We start from the raw sequence: 17,564 nt of genomic DNA, 5'->3' as shown, positions 1-17,564 counted from the left end.
ACGGTCCCCTCGGGTGGGTTCCATTAATTCCCGGCGATTTCCTAGCTTCTTTCTGGGGGATCCGCAACTCCTAATGGGTATAGCCGGGTGCAAGGTTGTCCCCGACAAAACGGGTCGAGTGAGCGAATGGCCTGCCCAAAGAAAACGGTTTACAAATGTTTACTTCGCACTGAAATACGCCAACGCAAGCTTGAAAAAAGAAGCAGCTGAAAATGCCCAGCCGACGTCATGGTTTGGTTCAGTATTGCCATGTGGCTCTACGGAAATGACAGCTACACACAAGTGTTCCGCTGGTTGCACCGGTTCTCACCCGGCAACATGCCCTCCTCCAGCGCCTTGACTCAGCCGCGAGCACGTATCGGCGTTCCCATCCTGGCCTCTGCCTACCGAAAAGTGGTTCATTGTCTTTGTAATAGCAAGACTCCGGATGCCTTTTATGCAGGGCGAAGACTCGTCGCGGTCGATGGATTTGTATTGAACCTGCCCGACAGTGATGAGAACCGTCGTGCGTTCGGAAGACCCAAAAACGGAACTTCCTACGGTGCATTTCCACAGGCCAGAATCGTTGCTCTTTGCGAAGTGGGTTCGCATGTCTTTTGCAGCTTTCTTGCCAAACCGATCCGTTGCGGCGAGGTGACCATGGCTAAACACGTTTATCGCGATTTGCCCGAAAATAGCTTGCTTTTATTTGACATCGGCTTTTGCGCCTCAGAACTGATGCAACAGGTCATTGTCCGAAAGTCGGACTTCCTGGGGCGTTCGAAAATGAACCGGTGTTTTAAGAAAATGCATGTGCTTTCGGACGGTTCGTATCTATCGAAAATCTATGCTACCGACTACGACCGAGTCCATGATCGTGGTGGTCAGAGCGTTCGGGTGACTGAATACACTTTGGACGATCTTCAACGTGTTGGCCATGGCGAGAAGCATCGTTTAGTGACTACGCTGCTTGATGAGAAAGAACATTCTGCCGAGACACTGATTGTTCTGTATCACGAACGCTGGGAAGAGGAGGTCGCCATTGATGAAGCAAAGACCCATCTACGCAGTTCGCCAAAACTTCGCAGCCACAGTCCGGCGGGAGTGGTCCAGGAGATCTATGGTTTACTGATAGCGCATTTCGTGATTCGGAAGTTAGCTTTTGAGGCAGCGGCCGAAGTTGGTGTGTCACCGCGCCGGCTGTCCTTTACTGGAACGATCAACGTTCTTCGCGTCAGCTTAGTGGAAGCTCCGCGGTCGCCTGCTTTATTTCAGGCATGGTACAAAAACTTGATCAGCGAGATCAGCTTGCAGATACTCGAGCTTCGTCGCAACCGAATCAACCCCCGCGTGATTAAACGTCCTCAAAGCAAATGGCCCGAGAAACGATCAGAACACCGTAATATACCGCCTCTCGCCCACCCCCTTCGACGAAACAATTCGGGTCTTAACTTAGCGGTATTGGGCTTCAGCCGGCCGTTGCCAGTCTCTTCATCACGTTCGCGGCCCGTGAATCCATAGATGAAATCGACAGCTTGACCGAATCAAACGGGAACAAATATCAAATTCACCGCATGACAGCTCTCAGGGCAGTTGGCTACACCCAGTTCTTGTGGAAAACCGGAAAAAACAGGCCCTCAGCCAGAATCTAAAATGACTGAATTCATTCATATTTTGAGAGATATCTACCATGCACCGGGAAGTCAGCATGCAGCCGTGCTAGAGCAGGATTCACAGCGCTGGAATCTCCGCCAAGGCCTCGTTTTCCGACTGCCAGGCTGTGCTGCCGCTCCGGCGAAACCCGCTGAAAAAAGATCCTAACGTACAGTTGTATCCTCCGGTACAGATGGTGTAAATTGTTCACGTGAGTTACAACGTTCACCTTCCGGAGATGGAATGATGCTGGCCAGACTAAGGACGTTTACGCTGCTAGGGATTGATGCGTTACCGGTCGATGTGGAGGTGGATCTATCGTCGGCGGCACTACCAAAAACGATTTTAGTCGGCCTCCCCGAGGCGGCGGTCAAGGAGAGCACGCATCGAGTCGAGCGAGCGATTTGCAACAGCGGCTTCGTGCGACCCCAAGACCGCGTGGTCATCAATTTGGCCCCGGGAGACCTCCCCAAGCAGGCTCCTTCGTTTGATCTGCCGGTGGCGTTGGGGGTGCTCGCTGGCAGTGGCCAGTTGTCGGGCGACAAATTACAAGAGTACGCGGTGGTTGGCGAGTTGGCGCTCGAAGGCCACACGCGGCCCGTCAAGGGAGCCCTCTCAATGGCTATCGCGGCTGCCAAACAGGCCGACCTGCGCGGGCTGGTGGTGCCAGTGGCTAGCGCTCAAGAGGCAGCCGTGGTGGAAGATATCGAGGTGATCCCAGTAGCCAGCCTGGCCGAAGCGGTCGGTTTTTTTGCCGGCGTCTTGCCGATCGACCCAGCTCCCAGTCGCTTGGAAGAACTGTTTGCCGAGCTCAGCAATTACGAGATTGACTTCGGCGATGTGCGCGGTCAGGAAATGGCCAAACGAGCGTTAACGCTGGCCGCCGCTGGCCAACACAATCTACTCATGGTGGGGCCACCGGGCAGCGGCAAAACGATGTTGGCCAAACGATTGCCGACCATCCTGCCTGACCTGACGGCGGGTGAATCGATTGAAACGACGCGGGTCTACAGTGCCCTGGGGCAATTGGTACCGGGGCAACCACTGCTGGCAACCCGCCCTTTCCGCAGCCCTCATCACACGATCAGCGACGCGGGTCTGGTCGGTGGCGGCAGCCCCCCTTCCCCGGGCGAGATCTCGAAAGCTCACAACGGTATTCTGTTTCTTGATGAGTTGCCGGAGTTTAACCGCAAGACGCTGGAAGTCATGCGTCAACCTTTAGAAGATGGTGTCGTCACGATTTCTCGCGCCCTTCGTTCGACCACTTTTCCCGCAGATTTTATGCTCGTCGCAGCAGCCAATCCGTGTCCCTGCGGCTATCGCGGCGACGCGCGGAGAAGTTGCAACTGTACGCTGCCGCAGATCGAAAAGTACGTCAATAAGATCTCCGGTCCGTTGCTTGACCGCATTGACATTCACATCGAAGTTCCCGCCGTCCCCTTTGAAGAACTGTCGAGCGTCGAAACGGGCAGCAATAGCCGCAGCATGCGCGAACAAGTGGTGCGAGCGCGCGCTGCTCAAGCGGGCCGGTTCGTGGGTCGCACCACCAACTACAACGCGCAAATGACTTCACGTGAAGTACGAGAATTCTGTCAACTCGATAAAGCCTCCCGCAATCAGTTGCGAGACAGCGTCGAAGAGCAAGGACTCTCAGCGCGAGCCCACGACAAAATCTTGCGAGTCGCCAGGACGATCGCCGACATCGAGGGAGACGCAGAAATCAGCCAAACTCACCTCGCCGAGGCAATTAATTATCGCACGCTCGATGCAAACATCTGGACATAAATCATCCGCAAAGGACGCGAAAGACCTCTGCCATGATCTAAAGATACTGAAACTAGCAGGAGCATTGAATAAACCATCTTCGTTACTCAGCAATATAGAGACGGTGTGGACGACCGCTGGGCGCGCACCTGAAAGCAGGCCGCCGAGCGACAACGAGAGCAGGAGCAACGGTTTTCGCATGTGGATTCGGTTTTCGGTTGCTTGGAGAGGACGAAGACACCTCATTTTACGGATATTCCAAAAGTCTATCGGGCTGGCAGATCGGGAAATCTCCTTCCCGGCGGCTTCCTTTGATTTCCCTCGAACTCATCTGCCGAGGTGGGCCCAAGCCCGCCCGTCAGCCTAAAAACGCGGCGGAAGGCGAGCGAAGTGCCTTCGTGCCGCTACAGCGACAGGGTTGTTCAGGGCGACCTTGCGGCGGACTCACCGCGTCTGCTCGGCCATGTAGACGACACCGACGCCCCCTTCGCCAATCCGCTGAAGCAATTTATATGGACCGATTAGCGAACCAATTGATTCTTCAGAGCTATCCGTTCTCGCGTGGGTCGCCTTCGGTACGGCATCCAAGAAGGGGTCACTCATCCGGTGCGCGTCGAGGAGACATTCGACCCGGGAATGCAAGTGTCGATGCGATGCCGTTGCTCGGTTACAATCTGGGTGTCTCCGCTCTAAAAAGAAATCACGCCATGATCCGAAAAATCCCAGATGATGTTCAAGCTGCGATCGATGCGAAAGTCGCATCCGGTACGTATGCGGATGAAGAGACCGTCCTTCGTGAAGCGTTGGCTAGCCTTGACGAGTTTGACGAAGACGTCACAAAGCTAAAAACGGCGATTGACGACTGGCAATCGGGGGACGTAGGCATGCCCATCGATCAGGCGGTGGATCAGATTCGCGGTAAGGTCGAAGGAAGCAATGAGTGAGCCAACCGACTCACAAGGTCATGATTCATCGGCACGCGATGGCCGATCTGGAGCAGTCCTACCGGTTCGTGTGGAAGAATGGCGGCGATCAGGCTTCCACATGGTATGAGCGATTCGTCGAGCAACTGAAATCACTCAATCGCGCGCCGGAACGATGCCCGATCGCCCGCGAGTCGAAACGCGTGTTCTTGGAAGTGCGAGAACTGCACTTTGGTCGGAGGCCGAGTGTGTTCCGAGTCTTATTCACCATCGACGGCGATACAGTTCGCATTCTCCGCATCGTTCGGGCGCAACGACGCAGTCCTTCGTGGCGAACGATTGAAGAATCTTACTTTCGGGAGTGACAGAGAGAGGCAAGGTCTCTCCACGTCGATGTATCGAAAAACTTTCAAGCTAGGGCCGTGCCTCTGACACTACCAACCCCGTTGCACACGGTTCTAAGTGCGGTCGGTTGCATCGCTCTCCGCGTCGAAGCAATTTCGCCAAGTCGCGTCGGTGAAGTTCACCTCTGCACCTTCGCGATGGCTGCTATTGGGGCAGATCAGCCTCCTTCCGGCTCGACCACGGGAGATGCGGCATCCTTTAGAAGATGGTGTTGTCACGATCTCTCGCGCTCTTCGTTCGACGACTTTTCCCGCAGATTTTATGCTCGTCGCAGCAGCCAATCCGTGTCCCTGCGGCTATCGCGGCGACGCGCGGAGGAGCTGCAACTACACGCTGCCGCAAATCGAAAAGTACGTCAATAGAATCTCCGGCCCCTTGCTCGACCGCATCGACATTCACATCGAAGTTCCCGCCGTCCCCTTTGAAGAGTTGTCAAGCATCGAAACGGGTAGCGATAGCCGCAGCATGCGCGAACAAGTAGTGCGAGTCCTGCGAGTCGCCAGGACGATCGCCGACATCGAGGGAGACGCAGAAATCAGCCAAACTCACCTCGCCGAAGCAATTAACTATCGCACGCTCGATGCGAATATCTGGACATAAATAGTCCGCAAGAGACGCGAACAACCTGCTTTGGTTACCTAAAGACTTCGACAATGTCAAACAAGCTCATTGCCGTCATATGGTCCGACCATGAACCGGCAATCGTGTTTACTGCAAAATACAAATTCGCTAGGGGAACCACGCTCAACGGAATGAAAAAAGCAATCACGGCCAATCTGGGGCGAGAATCGACAACTTGGAAAGGCTGAGCGGCTTTGATCATGATTCAGTCCTGTGGAAAACCCTGAAAGGCGAGACACAGGCACAAGACCAATCACTAAAATGACTGGCCCGTGACCTAACAGACTGAGAGCCCAGGCCGCGCATAGCTATTCGTCAAAAATCACTTTTTTCTGCGAAGCACCTCCGCATAAGTCATTTAACAAAACGGAATCAGCCGGAAAACGCTAGCGTCCGGGTGCTCGGAACCGCGAGCTTGCGCTCAACGGCTGATATGACTGAAAGATCCGACACCCTCTATTTTCCCGCCCAAATCGCGCCGATCTTTCGCTGCCAGAGTTTCTCATTAAAGGCGGGAAGGTCTGCGTTTAGGATCGCGTCAGCTTGCCCCTTGAGCGATCCCCAGCGAGCATCCAACTCGCTGCGGCGATTCCTTGAAGCCTTCGTCACGCGTGGAATATCACTCTCCGTCTGGTTGATCAAGAACAAATACTCGGCGGTAAACTTGTTGGGAAAGTTCTCCACATCATCATAGGCTTTGGATTTGCGTTGCACCATTTCGTCGTCCCACTGCTTAAGCTTCTCCGCCAGCGATTCAGCCTCCTGCTTGAGACGGGCTAAAGATTCATCATCTCCCAGCTTGATTATCAACTCGCGCAACTGGCTGTCGATCCGATGCAGTCGGTTAGTCTGCTTGTGCATCTCGGCCAGCGTCTGTTCCATTTCGATCATCGCACGGTGATACTCAAAGTAGTCCGTCGCGGGGAGCGAGATCAGTGGATGAGCGAGAATCTCAGCCGATGTTTCACGAGCCTGGTCGCCTTGCTTGAGAATCAATTGGTAGGTACCCGGGATCGCCTTGTGACCTCGATAGCTGCCTTCGATATAGACTTCGGGAACTCCCGGCATGCTCGTATGTCGCATGTCCCACACAAAGCGATTGAGTCCCCGTTCTCGTGAGAGAAGTCGCGGCGCAGGAGGCCCTCCCGCGTACTTTTGGAACGACTCATCTTTCTCCGATGAGAAACGATTGACTAACAACCCTCCAGCATCTCGAATTTCCAGTTCGATATGCATCCCCTCCGGCAACTCCGGAAGTTCGTAGTAGATCACAACGCCGTTGGCTGGATTCACGCCCTGCAATAAATCAGTCCCATCAAATTTTGAATCAGTTTTGTCCAGTTGACTGCTGTGATTGGAAAGAAAAGCCGCCGCGGGCTCGAAAAGCTGCAAACCGACTGTCGCATCGTCTTGCGGGTACTCTCGCTGGCGAATTAGCTCTAGGTCGTCAAGAATCCAGATGGACCGCCCCGAAGTGGCGACAATTAAATCGTCGTGGCGGATCATCAAATCGAGGATCGGGGTGACTGGCAAGTTAAGCTGAAAGGGCTGCCAAGATGCACCGCCATCTCGCGAGAGATATAGTCCCATCTCCGTGCCGGCAAACAATAAGCCCTGTTGCCGAGGCTCCTCGCGGATGACTCGGGTAAACGCCCCCTCTGGAATGCCGCTGGAGATCGCCGTCCACGATTGCCCGTAGTCGGTTGTCTTGTACAAACCCGGACGTTTGTCATTGAATTTATAGCGAGTTGTCGCGATGTAGGCGGTCGCCTTATCACGCGGTGAAATTTCGATCGCGTTGATCAAGCACTCATCCAAATCTTGGGGAGTCACGTTGGACCAGCTTTGCCCCGCGTCTCGAGTCAGTTGGACGAGTCCATCATCGCTACCAGTCCAAAACACCCCCGGCTCGTGAGGTGATTCGGCCACGTAGCTGATTGTCCCGTAGTTCTCCGCACCGACCGCTTCGACCGTCAACGGCCCGCCCCCCTTACCCTGCCGGTGATCCTGATTCCGAGTCAAGTCGGGAGAGATCTCTTCCCAGGTTTGACCCAAATCGCGAGTTCGCAACAGGCATTGTGCGGCGTGAAAAAATGTGTTTGGTTCGTGTTGCGACCAGATAATCGGCGCGTTCCAGTTGAACAAGTACTTCATCTCGCGAGCGGCTCGCCCAAGGTATTGAATCGGTGCGGACATGACTTTAGTCCCGGCAACCGCTTCGGTATCGAGCACTTCGATCGTCCCCAAGTAACTCCCTCCCATGACATAGCGTGGGTTATCGGGGTCGAAGGCGAGAAACGCGCTTTCTCCACCAGCCGATGCTTGCCAACTTTTTTCACTAATCGAGTCACCACCCAACTCAAGACTAGCAATCGCCAGCGAAGTGTTATCTTGCTGTCCAGCGTAGACACGATAGGGGAAGCGATTATCCACGTTCAATCGATAAAGCTGCGCGGTTGGCATGTTGCTTTGACGCGACCAGCTTGCTCCCTGGTTGAACGTAATCGCCGCGCCGCCGTCGTTGGCAATCACCATGTTGCGAGAGTTGTGAGGATTGATCCAAAGGTCGTGAAAGTCTCCGTGAGTGCCGGAAAGCGTCTCCCAGTTCTTGCCCCCATCGATCGATCGCAGCGCGGGCGCGCTCAAAACATAAACAGTGTGTTCGTCCAGTGGATCGACAAAGACTTCGGTGTAGTACCAAGCCCGCTGGGTCAGTCGGTGATCGCTGCTGACGCGACTCCATTTGGCACCGGCATCGGTGGAAACAAACAGCCCCCCTTTTTCTTCATTACTATCACTCTCAACTAGTAGATAGACTCTCTCTGGGTTGGACCTGGAAACGGCCACCGCCATCTTGCCTTTTTCCTCCGGCAATCCTTCCTCAATCTGTGTCCAGGATTCACCGCCGTCGGACGTCTTATAAACCCCGCTTCCCTCACCGCCGCTGATGATGATCCAAGGTTTACGTTGATGCTCCCACATCGTTGCGTAGAGCACTTGTGGGTTGCTGAAATCGATTGACAACTCCGCGCAGCCGGTGCGTTGATTGACAAACAGAACGTGCTGCCAAGTCTTGCCTCCGTCCGCTGATTTATAAATGCCACGCTGCGGGGAATCACCATACAGAGCACCTTGCGCGGCGACGTAGATGAGATCGGGGTTCTTTGGATGAATCACGATTCGGGAGATATGCTCTGTCTCGGCGAGCCCCAAGTGTTGCCAGGTTTTGCCTGAGTCGGTCGACTTATAAACTCCATCACCGTGAGAAGTCATGACGCCTCGCGGCGCGTGCTCCCCCATGCCAACGTAGATAACGTGCGGATCGCTTTCGGAAACCGCCACGGCTCCCACCGAGCCGGTTTGAAAGTAGCCATCCGAGACGTTCGTCCAGTGATGGCCGGCGTCTGCTGTTTTCCAGAGCCCACCGCCGGTCGTCCCCATGAAATAAGTTTGCGGCTGGCCAAGAACCCCGCTAGCACAAACCGATCGTCCCCCTCGGAACGGGCCAATGCATCGCCACTTGACCGGCCCATAGGTATCATCGAGCGTCGCATCTGAGTGATTTGCCTGAGTTTGGGCAAGCAGAGTTAGTGGGGCGAGCATGCATCCCCAGCAAGCTGCTAGCAGGAGGGATGACCGGCGAAGAAACGCGGAATGGCTGTTCATGAATGGATCACAATCTTGGGATAACACTGGACGAGCAGCGGCACTGGCCAAGCTCGGCCGATCGGGCTGGGGCCAAGCAGAGCAGGAGCCCGTAGTGCAGATTGTAGTCGGTCGTTAGTTTTTGGACGATCAAAAAAAGCCGAACTTGGTTCGCTAGGGAAACAAGTCCCCGAATGAGTCGTAAAGGGGACTTGGCACCTTGGTATAAACTCTACGTATGAACCCGAGTGATTCCTAGTATCGAGGACTTCGATGATGGCGACGGCAAAGTGGCAGGGCAAGATTATCGCTCAAAGCGATGAAACGGTAATGGTTGAAGGTAACCATTACTTTCCGACCGATAGTTTGCGGCAAGAGTTTTTTCGTCCTAGCGACTATCAAACCACTTGCGGATGGAAAGGAACGGCGAATTATAAGAGCATCGAGGTGGATGGGCAGGTCAATAAAGACGCTGCTTGGTACTATCCCAATCCAAAACCAAAAGCCGAATCGATTCGCAATCACTTTGCTTTTTGGAAAGGCGTGGAAGTGACCGCCGAGGATCAGCCCGATTCGACCCCCGACGGTGCGGCCTGTTGATATCTGTAGGGTAGTTTAGATTTAAATTGTTCCGGAAATCCTTGAAGGTCCAACCGCTATCGTGGTGACTGGAGCCCCGGTTACTGCCGAGAGCTTTCGGATCGAACCAGATGCCCCCTTTTCAGACGCAGGTGCTACACATAGCGTTCGCCAAGGACCTTCCCCTCGAAAACCCTCTCATCAGAACGCAAGCAAATGTGCGAGTTTCCCTGCTTTCAATGCCCTCGTAGAGGATTGCACCTTAATGTCGCCGGGGTCGCCTTGCTGATGATCGCCGGCTATCTACTCGGTGCTTCGCAGACTTGCGTTGCGAAACCTCCTTTTCATGGAACCATCTTCTTGGAAAAGAAGATCGTTACCGATTCCGATCCAACCGCCTTTGTCGAACTCAAATTTACGGAAGTGGCCGAACGTCGCATGTTCGACAGGCGGACCAATAGCTTCGCGAGCACCGAGGCTTGGCTGTTCGAGGCGACTTTTGACGATAGCCCGGCAATCGAAGTGCAGGTGAATCGCGAGTTCTCCCGCGAGGAAGCGGAAGCCGAGGCCACGTCTTACCTGCCAGTGATCGGCCGTATCCCACAAGTGCTCCGCAGCGAAGTGAATACTGTCTGGATTCACAAAGGCGATCAGCTGTTCGGAGGTGGCAATAACAACCTGTTAATCCATGTCGACCAAGGCAAAAAATATGCCCGCGACGGCATTCTCGAAGAGACGTTTATTCACGAAGCAGCTCACACCTCGCTGGATGGTGTTCACGCGCGGGCCGACGGTTGGCGGAAAGCTCAAGCGGCTGACAAAAAATTCATTTCTTCTTATGCGAAAGATAATCCGCAGCGTGAAGATATCGCTGAGTCATTTCTACTCTATTTCGCTTGGCGGCATCGCGGCGATCGCATCTCGAAAGAGCTCTACCAAACGATCGAATCGACCATCCCCAATCGACTCGCCTATTTCGACACCCTAGACCTGAAACTCACTCCTTGCGTGCCAGAGACGAACTGACAAGCAGGCACGTCTGTTCGAGCTATTTCACGATCGGAGCCGACCGCGATAGCTCAGTACAACTCGGCCGCTTCTCGGGCGCTAATCTTACGTGCCCGCAAGGTCCCAGAGCCAAGGTAATCGGCCCGCTTTACATCGACGTTAATGCGACCATTTAACTCCCGTTCGGACTCAATGGCGATTAACTTACTGGTGAACAGAAAGCAGTCATCGGTCTTCGCGGTCAGCCAATGAACGTTGTTGCGATAATCTGAAATACTCGACCAACTGCCCACACCCGCTCGCGTCTCATCCATCGTCTGGCGAAGGATCAAATGTTCTGCCCTATCCTCTAATTTGTCATACTGTTTGACTGCGAACTCGCCAGAGATACACAAAAACGCGCTGGCCATGTTCGAGTGACCATGAGGCGGTATGCTGCGGCCTTTGCGAATGTAGGCCACTTTGGTAATCAACATCCGCGGCGGCTCAGCCCCGACCGCCCCCGACTGGTCACTGCCCGGCAACATCACGCGGTGAAACAGCTCGCCACGGTCTGCCGGTATTCGCTCAATGATCTGCGTGCGCAAAGCATTGAATGCCAGCCGACTCCGCAAAGCCTCGAGGGGCGTGCCGGCATAGATCCGGTCCATCGCTTCCTGCCACTGAAGGCTAGAAATCTGGCGGCCGCTCAACGCAGATGCGTTGGCATGCAACTTCCGCAACCACTCAGCCATCGGCTCCGACCCAGAAAGCTCCTGTCCTGGCACTGATGCTAGGGGCAACGTGGCTGCCAGCGTCGCCAGGCCAAGCGCCCGCAGCGAGGATCGACGAGTAAAATTATGGTGCATGATGAGCCGCCAGCAGTTGAAGGTTTCAGATAACCGATTGATTACTGAACGATGGCAACTAATCCCCGACTCGCGACACGGAATCTTGGTTTCTTTACCCACGACAGCCCGCCGGCCGCCGGAAGTCAGCTGCGGCGTGCATTTTCTACCCACAAAATTTATGATCGCTCTGGTCACGCCGGGGGATTAAATCGGCGAGAGAAGTCGCTAAGGGGGCTGAAAGCCACCCTATCCAGCATCTGGCTGAAAAGAAGATGAAAATTAGGTTAAGGATCGCGCAATTTGCGTTGCTGCAGCAATAGTCAAAGACTCGGAAATGGGTATAAACCTTTGTAATCTTCATTTTCTGAAAGCCTTTCCTTAATCTGAGTCTTGGAACTGAGTTATGAGTAGCTCAAAAACCAGCCGAAACGGCGGGTTCACGCTGGTCGAATTACTGGTCGTCATCGCCATTATCGGCATTCTCGTCGGCTTGCTGTTGCCAGCCGTGCAAGCAGCACGCGAGGCGGCTCGACGCATGGAGTGCTCGAACAATCTCAAGCAGATCATGCTGGCGCTTCACAATTACGAATCGGCGAACAGCCGTTTCCCTGCTGGACGACTCGCTCCGGACTGGGTAATCAACGGCACAGCTCGCGCCGGATACACCAATTACAACTCAGTGGACCAAAACCCCGCTTCTGGACACTGGACCGGATTCCGCTCGGTGCACTCGGCCATTTTGCCCTACATCGAGCAGGCAAACCTATACAACTTGATCGACTTTTCGGTCCCCACCGCGGTCCGCCTAACCACCGGCGGAGTGCCCACGAATGCGAATTACCCGGCTTACTCTCAAGCGGGCGGGATGTTCATTTGTCCCTCCGATGCCAATACGGGCCGTGTCGTATCAGAAAACAATTACCGCTACAACTTTGGCGGCTCGACGCCATACGGCGGTGCAGAGAATTCCAGCAACAACAATAATACTAGCGCGAGTGCTCACGGCTTCCTCAGCGGTGGCAATGGTGCCTTCACCATTGGCACCCATTTGCAGACTTCTGCGATGAGCGATGGTCTCTCCAACACGGTGTTCTTTTCGGAGCGAACCAAAGGTAGCGGCATGGATCTCTCCGTCACCCCGCCGCGGATCGAGGATATTGTGACAACCCCAGGGCGGGCCAACATGATGTGGGCCCCTGATGCGTTGATGGCCGACTGCATGACGTTCAACGGCGCCCCCTCCCGGTTCCATTTCAATTCGGCGGGACGCTGGCTTGATGGTTCTGATTTTTCCAACGGATGGCCCTTTGGATTTTATTCCAGCACGCAGTACAACCACGTGGCGCCTCCCAACTGGAGGTTCCATGACTGCGGTAGCTGGAGTGCGATTCCGGACGCGCCGGGTGAACACGCTATTATTTCAGCTCGCAGCATGCACCAAGACGTTGTCAACGCGGGGCTGGGGGATGGCAGCGTGCGAACTTTCACCAGCACGATCGATCTGAACGTTTGGCGGAGCTTGGGTACCCGAGCTAACGGCGAAGTCTTTCAAATGCCCTAACGTCTGATCGGCTCATTCTCAACCTCTGTCAACGCCAACATGCTACTGCCCATGGTTACTACGACCCAAACGCAGCTATCAACGATGCCGCTGTATAACCGAGTTTCGCCATACAGCCTGCCTGCAATCCTGTTGACACTGACCTGCTTGGCAGCCAGTGTGTCGCTGGGTGGCTGTTCTGGAGGCAAGGTTGATGGGGTCGAAATCGCATCGGCTCAGGAAGCTTACGACGCTGGCCTGGCAGCTTTTCAAGCGGAACGCTACGCGGAAGCAAAAGAGAAATTCGACCAAGCGTTGACAGGTGGCGGACTCGATGCCGATCACTTCGTCAGTGCCACCCTGAAGCGGGCAATCTGCTTGGCCGACGCGGGCGATTTCGCTGCGGCCGAGGCCGATTTACGGGAAGCCGAACAAGGTGCCACCGACATGGCTCAGGTCCACGTCACACGGGGCTTCATCAAAGCCAAGCAGGGTGACGAAGCGGGTGCTAGCGCGGAGTTTCGGGAAGCGAAAAAGCTCGATCCCAAGATCGAACTTCCTAAGATTTAAGCAGCTCCCCCTAAGTCATTAAGTAAAACGGAATCAGCCGCATACCGTTCAATGAGGGCCATCTTGGCGGGACACTCGTTAAACAGTCAGCCGTAGGCGTATTTGTAATAGGAGTGCGTTCGCCTTCGGCTGACGGTTAAACGATTTATTGAACGGTATTGCGTTAAACAGTCAGCCGTAGGCGTACTTGTAATGGGAGCGCGTTCGCCTTCGGCTGACCGTTAAACAATTTATTGAACGGCATTGCGCTTAGACCAAGATATCAGTCACGACCCGGGCTGGTTCCACGCCGGTTAACCGCATGTCCAAACCTTGATAGGGAACTGAGAAACGGTTGTGATCAATCCCCAGCAGATACAGCATCGTGGCGTGCAAGTCTCGCACGTGGACGACGTTCTCGACTGCGTGATAACCTAAATCATCAGTCGCTCCATAAGTCATTCCACTCTGCACGCCCCCGCCGGCCATCCACATGCTAAAACCTTTAATATGATGGTCTCGTCCCGCGCCCCCTTTGCCTTGGAACATCGGTGTGCGACCAAACTCTCCGCCCCAAATTACCAACGTGTCTTTGAGCATGTCACGTTGCTTCAGGTCGGCGATCAATGCCCAAGTCGCGCGATCGGTCAGCCCGCAGCAGATATCCATATACTTAGCCAGCCCACCGTGGTGATCCCAACCGCGATGATAGAGTTGGATGAATCGCACCCCACGTTCAGCCAGGCGCCGAGCGAGTAAGCAATTCGAGGCAAACGACCCATCACCGGGCGTCGCACCATACATCTCCAGCACGTGCGCGGGCTCGTCCGACATATCAACCAGCTCGGGGACCGAAGTCTGCATACGAAACGCCAATTCATAGGCGGCAATCCGCGTGTTCACTTCGGGGTCGCCGAGGGTGCCGTTGCGATGTCGGTTGAGCGCCCCCAGCGTGTCGACCACATGCCGTTGCGATCCCTGGGAAACACCGGGCGGATAACTCACATACTGGACCGGATCACCGCTGCTGTTAAATTCAACACCCTGGTAGCGACCGGGGAGAAAACCAGCAGACCACTGACGGGAGGCAATCGGCTGGGGATTTCGACCACCAACGCTGGTCAAGACCACGAAGCCGGGCAAGTTGTCGCTCTCCGAACCAAGCCCGTAAGTCACCCACGAACCCATGCTGGGACGCCCGCTGATCGCGGTCCCCGTGTTCATGAACGTGTGGGCTGGGTCATGGTTAATTTGCTCAGTCACCATCGACCGCACAACGCAAATGTCGTCCGCCAACTTGGATTGCCACGGTAAATAGTCGCTGATTTCCATGCCCGATTCGCCGTAGCGATTGAACTTAGTCAGCGGCCCCAAGCATCTCAGCGCCGTACCCTGGAGCTGGGCGATCGGCTGGCCGGCCGTGTAAGACTCGGGCATCGGCTGGCCATCGAGCTCAGCCAGCTTAGGCTTATAATCAAACGTCTCCAGCTGGGAAGGACCTCCAGCCATGCACAAAAAAATTACGCGTTTGGCACGGGGCAAATGATGCGGCACACCGGTCGCCATGCCGGACAAGCCCGCCTCGGCCATGGGGTTAGCGGCCAGCTGATTGGCAAACATCGACGACAATGCCGCAGCCCCGACACCAACGCCCGCGCGATTCAAAAAGGTACGCCGGGTCGCCAGGTTCGAAAGATAGTGTGCAGAGGGTGTCATGGTCTCACGATACCTTCACTGAGATTCAAAATAGTGCGGGCCAGCTCGCTCCAGGCGGCTAGTTCAAGCTTGTCAAATGACGCCGTCTCGACAGCACGGGTGTCAGCGGCAAGCCCGACGCTGAGCAACTTTTCCGCTCGCTCTGGATCATCGGCAAATTGCTGGCGATGATAATCGAGTGACTGCAACAAAGTTGTCTGTTCAAATTCATCAGGCGTGCGGGACACTGCCAACATCATCGCTTGCTCAAGTCGTCGTTCATCTGAGGTTAATGCATCGTCGCTGAGCAACCGCCAAGCCAACCCGCGAGCCGCTTCGACAAACGTGGGATCATTGAGCAGCACCAGCGCGGCCAGCGGCGTATTTGATTGGGCCCGCTGAGCGGTGCATTCCTCGCGAGATGGCGCATCGAAAGCCCGCAGCATCGGATGCAAGAACTGACGCTGCCAATGCACGAATACGCCGCGGCGATATTGATTGGCATTCTGATCGGCTTGATAAGATCGCGGAGGAAAGTTCAAGTGTCGATAATAGCCAGCCGGTTGATAAGGCCGAGCGCTGACCCCGCCCGTTGTTAGCACCAATAGATTACCGACCGCCAATGCATTATCACGAATCATTTCCGCGGGCAGCCGTTTACGATGCTGACGGGCAAACAGAGTGTTATTCGGGTCAAGCGAACGCAGCTCTTGATCACAATGAGAACTTTGGCGATAAGTCTGACTGAGCACGATCAAGCGAATGAGATGCTTGAAGTCCCAGCCATTGCGATAAAACTCCACGGCCAAATTATCTAACAACTGGGGGTGGGATGGCGGTTGACCTTGGCCACCAAAATCGCCCAAGGAGGGACTGATGCCCGTGCCCATCAACATGGCCCACAAACGATTCGCCATCACGCGAGCAGTTAAGCCACCGACGCCCTGCTCGACATCGACCAACCAATTCGCCAAGTCGAGGCGAGTGGGCCGCGCATCTGTCGACAAATCTCGCCCGAGAAATTCCGGCACTTGCGGATCCATCAGCGGCCCCGAATCGTCCAGCCAATTACCGCGGGGTAACAACCGAATCGGCCGCGGCTCGACACTTTTCGTGATCATGGTTGTTCGAGCCGTGCCGCGGATTTCCTCAATCGCTTGCTCGATGTCGGCAATTTGCGGTTCAGTTTGCTGCTGCTCCAGGGCGGTGGCTAGCTGTGCCTGGAGTTCCGCTAGCTGGCGACGTTGGCTGGGGCGCAACACCTCAATCTCAGGCGGGCGTTTGGTGGGCAACGCGTTGGATCCTTCCTTGAAATGCCTGGCTTCATCGATATCCGCAAAGAAGGCAGCCATTGCATAAAAGTCTTTGGCGGAGAAGGGATCATACTTATGATCATGGCATTGCGCGCATCCCAGAGTGCCACCGAGCCAAACTTCCGATACGTTACGAACGCGATCGGCTGAGTAGATTGCCAGATATTCTTTTGGTTGCACGCCCCCTTCATGAGACGTCTGTAGCAGGCGGTTGTAACCGGTGGCAATTTGTTGATCGATTGTCGGGCTGGGCAGCAAATCACCGGCGAGTTGCTCGCGGGTAAACTGATCAAATGGCATGTTCTGATTAAGCGCGTCGATCACCCAGTCACGATAAGGTGCGATGGAGTGGTCTTGATCGCCGTGATAGCCAACCGTGTCCGCGTAACGAACTAGGTCGAGCCAGACGACAGCCAACCGCTCACCATAACGCTCGCTGGATAGCAATTGATCCACCAGGGCTTCATACGCTTGATCGCTGGGGTCGGCGACAAAATTGCGAACCATCTCCGGCGTGGGGGGAAGACCAGTCAGATCGAAAGCCAAGCGGCGCACCAACTGGGCCGGCGCGGCGGGCGGAGAAGGTTGCAAACCCTCCGCTTCGAGACGTGACAAGATGAATGGATCGAGGTTATTCCTTACCCACGCCGTGTTTGTCACGGTCGGTGGTGATTGCCAAACAGGATCGACATAGGCCCAATGCGGGGCGTACTCAGCACCGGCATCGATCCAGCGGTTGAGCAAATCAATTTCTTGCTCAGTGAGCGGTTTATTCAGTTCGGGCGGAGGCATCACCAGATCGGCGTCGTCGCTAGTAATACGGGCAATGACTTCGCTGGCGGCGGCGTCACCGGGAACAATGGCCCAATCCGTTGCCGCCTCGGGATCATCGATGCGAAAATCTGCTTTGCGGTGTTCGGCGTCGGGACCATGGCAAGCAAAACAGCGGTCGGAGAGCAGCGGACGGATATCTCGGTTAAAATCAATCGCGTCGTCGGCTGGTAACCGATTGCAGATGCCGCTCAAAACGATGAACGCAACGACGAAACATGGCAGCTTC

At 55.1% G+C, this 17,564-nt stretch carries 13 protein-coding genes and 2 pseudogenes; 9 read left to right on the top strand and 6 right to left on the bottom strand.

Translation table 11 applies throughout. The annotated features are described in order from the left end of the window. Positions 1-222 precede the first annotated feature (222 nt). Together SH139x_RS00565 and SH139x_RS00560 are read left to right on the top strand one after the other, a co-directional pair. Positions 223-1,500: pseudogene (locus SH139x_RS00565) on the top strand (IS4 family transposase); the annotation flags it as partial. A 378-nt stretch (positions 1,501-1,878) separates the two neighbouring features. Beyond that, positions 1,879-3,417 carry a YifB family Mg chelatase-like AAA ATPase gene (locus tag SH139x_RS00560; RefSeq protein ID WP_488356129.1) on the top strand — a complete coding sequence of 513 codons (1,539 nt, stop codon included), beginning with the start codon at positions 1,879-1,881 and terminating at the stop codon, positions 3,415-3,417. Positions 3,418-3,840: 423 nt separating this feature from the next. On the opposite strand, the gene SH139x_RS00555 is transcribed toward SH139x_RS00560, so the two are convergent. Beyond that, the gene (locus SH139x_RS00555) at positions 3,841-3,999 is read right to left on the bottom strand and encodes a hypothetical protein (protein ID WP_488353347.1); all 159 of its coding nucleotides are present in this window, start codon (positions 3,997-3,999) and stop codon (positions 3,841-3,843) included. Between the two features lie 104 nt (positions 4,000-4,103). Here SH139x_RS00555 and SH139x_RS00550 point away from each other — a divergent pair, with 104 nt between their 5' ends. The 3 genes and pseudogenes from SH139x_RS00550 to SH139x_RS00540 form a co-directional block, all read left to right on the top strand. Beyond that, complete coding sequence (locus tag SH139x_RS00550) at positions 4,104-4,340, top strand: ribbon-helix-helix domain-containing protein (protein WP_488353346.1); 237 nt, start codon at positions 4,104-4,106, stop codon at positions 4,338-4,340. Next, the gene (locus SH139x_RS00545) at positions 4,337-4,684 is read left to right on the top strand and encodes a type II toxin-antitoxin system RelE/ParE family toxin (protein WP_488353345.1); all 348 of its coding nucleotides are present in this window, start codon (positions 4,337-4,339) and stop codon (positions 4,682-4,684) included. The genes SH139x_RS00550 and SH139x_RS00545 overlap by 4 nt, the downstream gene beginning before the upstream one ends. A 226-nt stretch (positions 4,685-4,910) precedes the next feature. Next, positions 4,911-5,324 (top strand): annotated as a pseudogene (locus SH139x_RS00540) (ATP-binding protein); the annotation flags it as partial. Between the two features lie 34 nt (positions 5,325-5,358). On the opposite strand, the gene SH139x_RS00535 reads toward SH139x_RS00540, so the two are convergent. Together SH139x_RS00535 and SH139x_RS00530 are read right to left on the bottom strand one after the other, a co-directional pair. After that, positions 5,359-5,547 carry a hypothetical protein gene (locus SH139x_RS00535; RefSeq protein WP_488353344.1) on the bottom strand — a complete coding sequence of 63 codons (189 nt, stop codon included), beginning with the start codon at positions 5,545-5,547 and terminating at the stop codon, positions 5,359-5,361. A 254-nt stretch (positions 5,548-5,801) separates the two neighbouring features. Continuing rightward, positions 5,802-8,948: a WD40/YVTN/BNR-like repeat-containing protein gene (locus SH139x_RS00530; protein ID WP_488353343.1), complete on the bottom strand. Its 3,147-nt coding sequence runs from the start codon at positions 8,946-8,948 to the stop codon at positions 5,802-5,804. Between the two features lie 315 nt (positions 8,949-9,263). Between SH139x_RS00530 and SH139x_RS00525 the strand changes: the two genes are divergently transcribed. Continuing rightward, a complete protein-coding gene (locus SH139x_RS00525) occupies positions 9,264-9,590 on the top strand; it encodes a DUF427 domain-containing protein (RefSeq protein ID WP_488353342.1) in 327 nt (108 codons plus the stop codon). A 234-nt stretch (positions 9,591-9,824) separates the two neighbouring features. Further along, on the top strand, positions 9,825-10,595 hold the full coding sequence (locus tag SH139x_RS00520; RefSeq protein ID WP_488353341.1) for a hypothetical protein: 771 nt from the start codon (positions 9,825-9,827) through the stop codon (positions 10,593-10,595). 53 nt (positions 10,596-10,648) lie between these two features. Here the strand turns inward: SH139x_RS00520 and SH139x_RS00515 are convergent, their stop codons facing one another. Further along, positions 10,649-11,425 carry a cupin domain-containing protein gene (locus tag SH139x_RS00515; RefSeq protein ID WP_488353340.1) on the bottom strand — a complete coding sequence of 259 codons (777 nt, stop codon included), beginning with the start codon at positions 11,423-11,425 and terminating at the stop codon, positions 10,649-10,651. Positions 11,426-11,810: 385 nt separating this feature from the next. On the opposite strand from SH139x_RS00515, the gene SH139x_RS00510 reads away from it, so the two are divergent. Both SH139x_RS00510 and SH139x_RS00505 read left to right on the top strand, forming a co-directional pair. Continuing rightward, positions 11,811-12,968 carry a DUF1559 family PulG-like putative transporter gene (locus SH139x_RS00510; RefSeq protein ID WP_488353339.1) on the top strand — a complete coding sequence of 386 codons (1,158 nt, stop codon included), beginning with the start codon at positions 11,811-11,813 and terminating at the stop codon, positions 12,966-12,968. Positions 12,969-13,052: 84 nt separating this feature from the next. Beyond that, positions 13,053-13,517 carry a hypothetical protein gene (locus SH139x_RS00505; RefSeq protein ID WP_488353338.1) on the top strand — a complete coding sequence of 155 codons (465 nt, stop codon included), beginning with the start codon at positions 13,053-13,055 and terminating at the stop codon, positions 13,515-13,517. A 249-nt stretch (positions 13,518-13,766) separates the two neighbouring features. On the opposite strand, the gene SH139x_RS00500 is transcribed toward SH139x_RS00505, so the two are convergent. Further along, positions 13,767-15,212: a DUF1501 domain-containing protein gene (locus tag SH139x_RS00500; protein WP_488353337.1), complete on the bottom strand. Its 1,446-nt coding sequence runs from the start codon at positions 15,210-15,212 to the stop codon at positions 13,767-13,769. Next, on the bottom strand, positions 15,209-17,530 hold the full coding sequence (locus SH139x_RS00495) for a DUF1553 domain-containing protein (RefSeq protein ID WP_488353336.1): 2,322 nt from the start codon (positions 17,528-17,530) through the stop codon (positions 15,209-15,211). Before SH139x_RS00495 ends, SH139x_RS00500 begins: the two co-directional genes overlap by 4 nt. Positions 17,531-17,564: the final 34 nt, after the last annotated feature.

This window comes from Kothea flammea, from assembly GCF_052161645.1.
Lineage (GTDB): Bacteria > Planctomycetota > Planctomycetia > Pirellulales > Pirellulaceae > Laterigemmans.
Note: the sequence above shows the minus strand (reverse complement) of the source record. Positions and strands in the feature narration are given on the sequence as shown.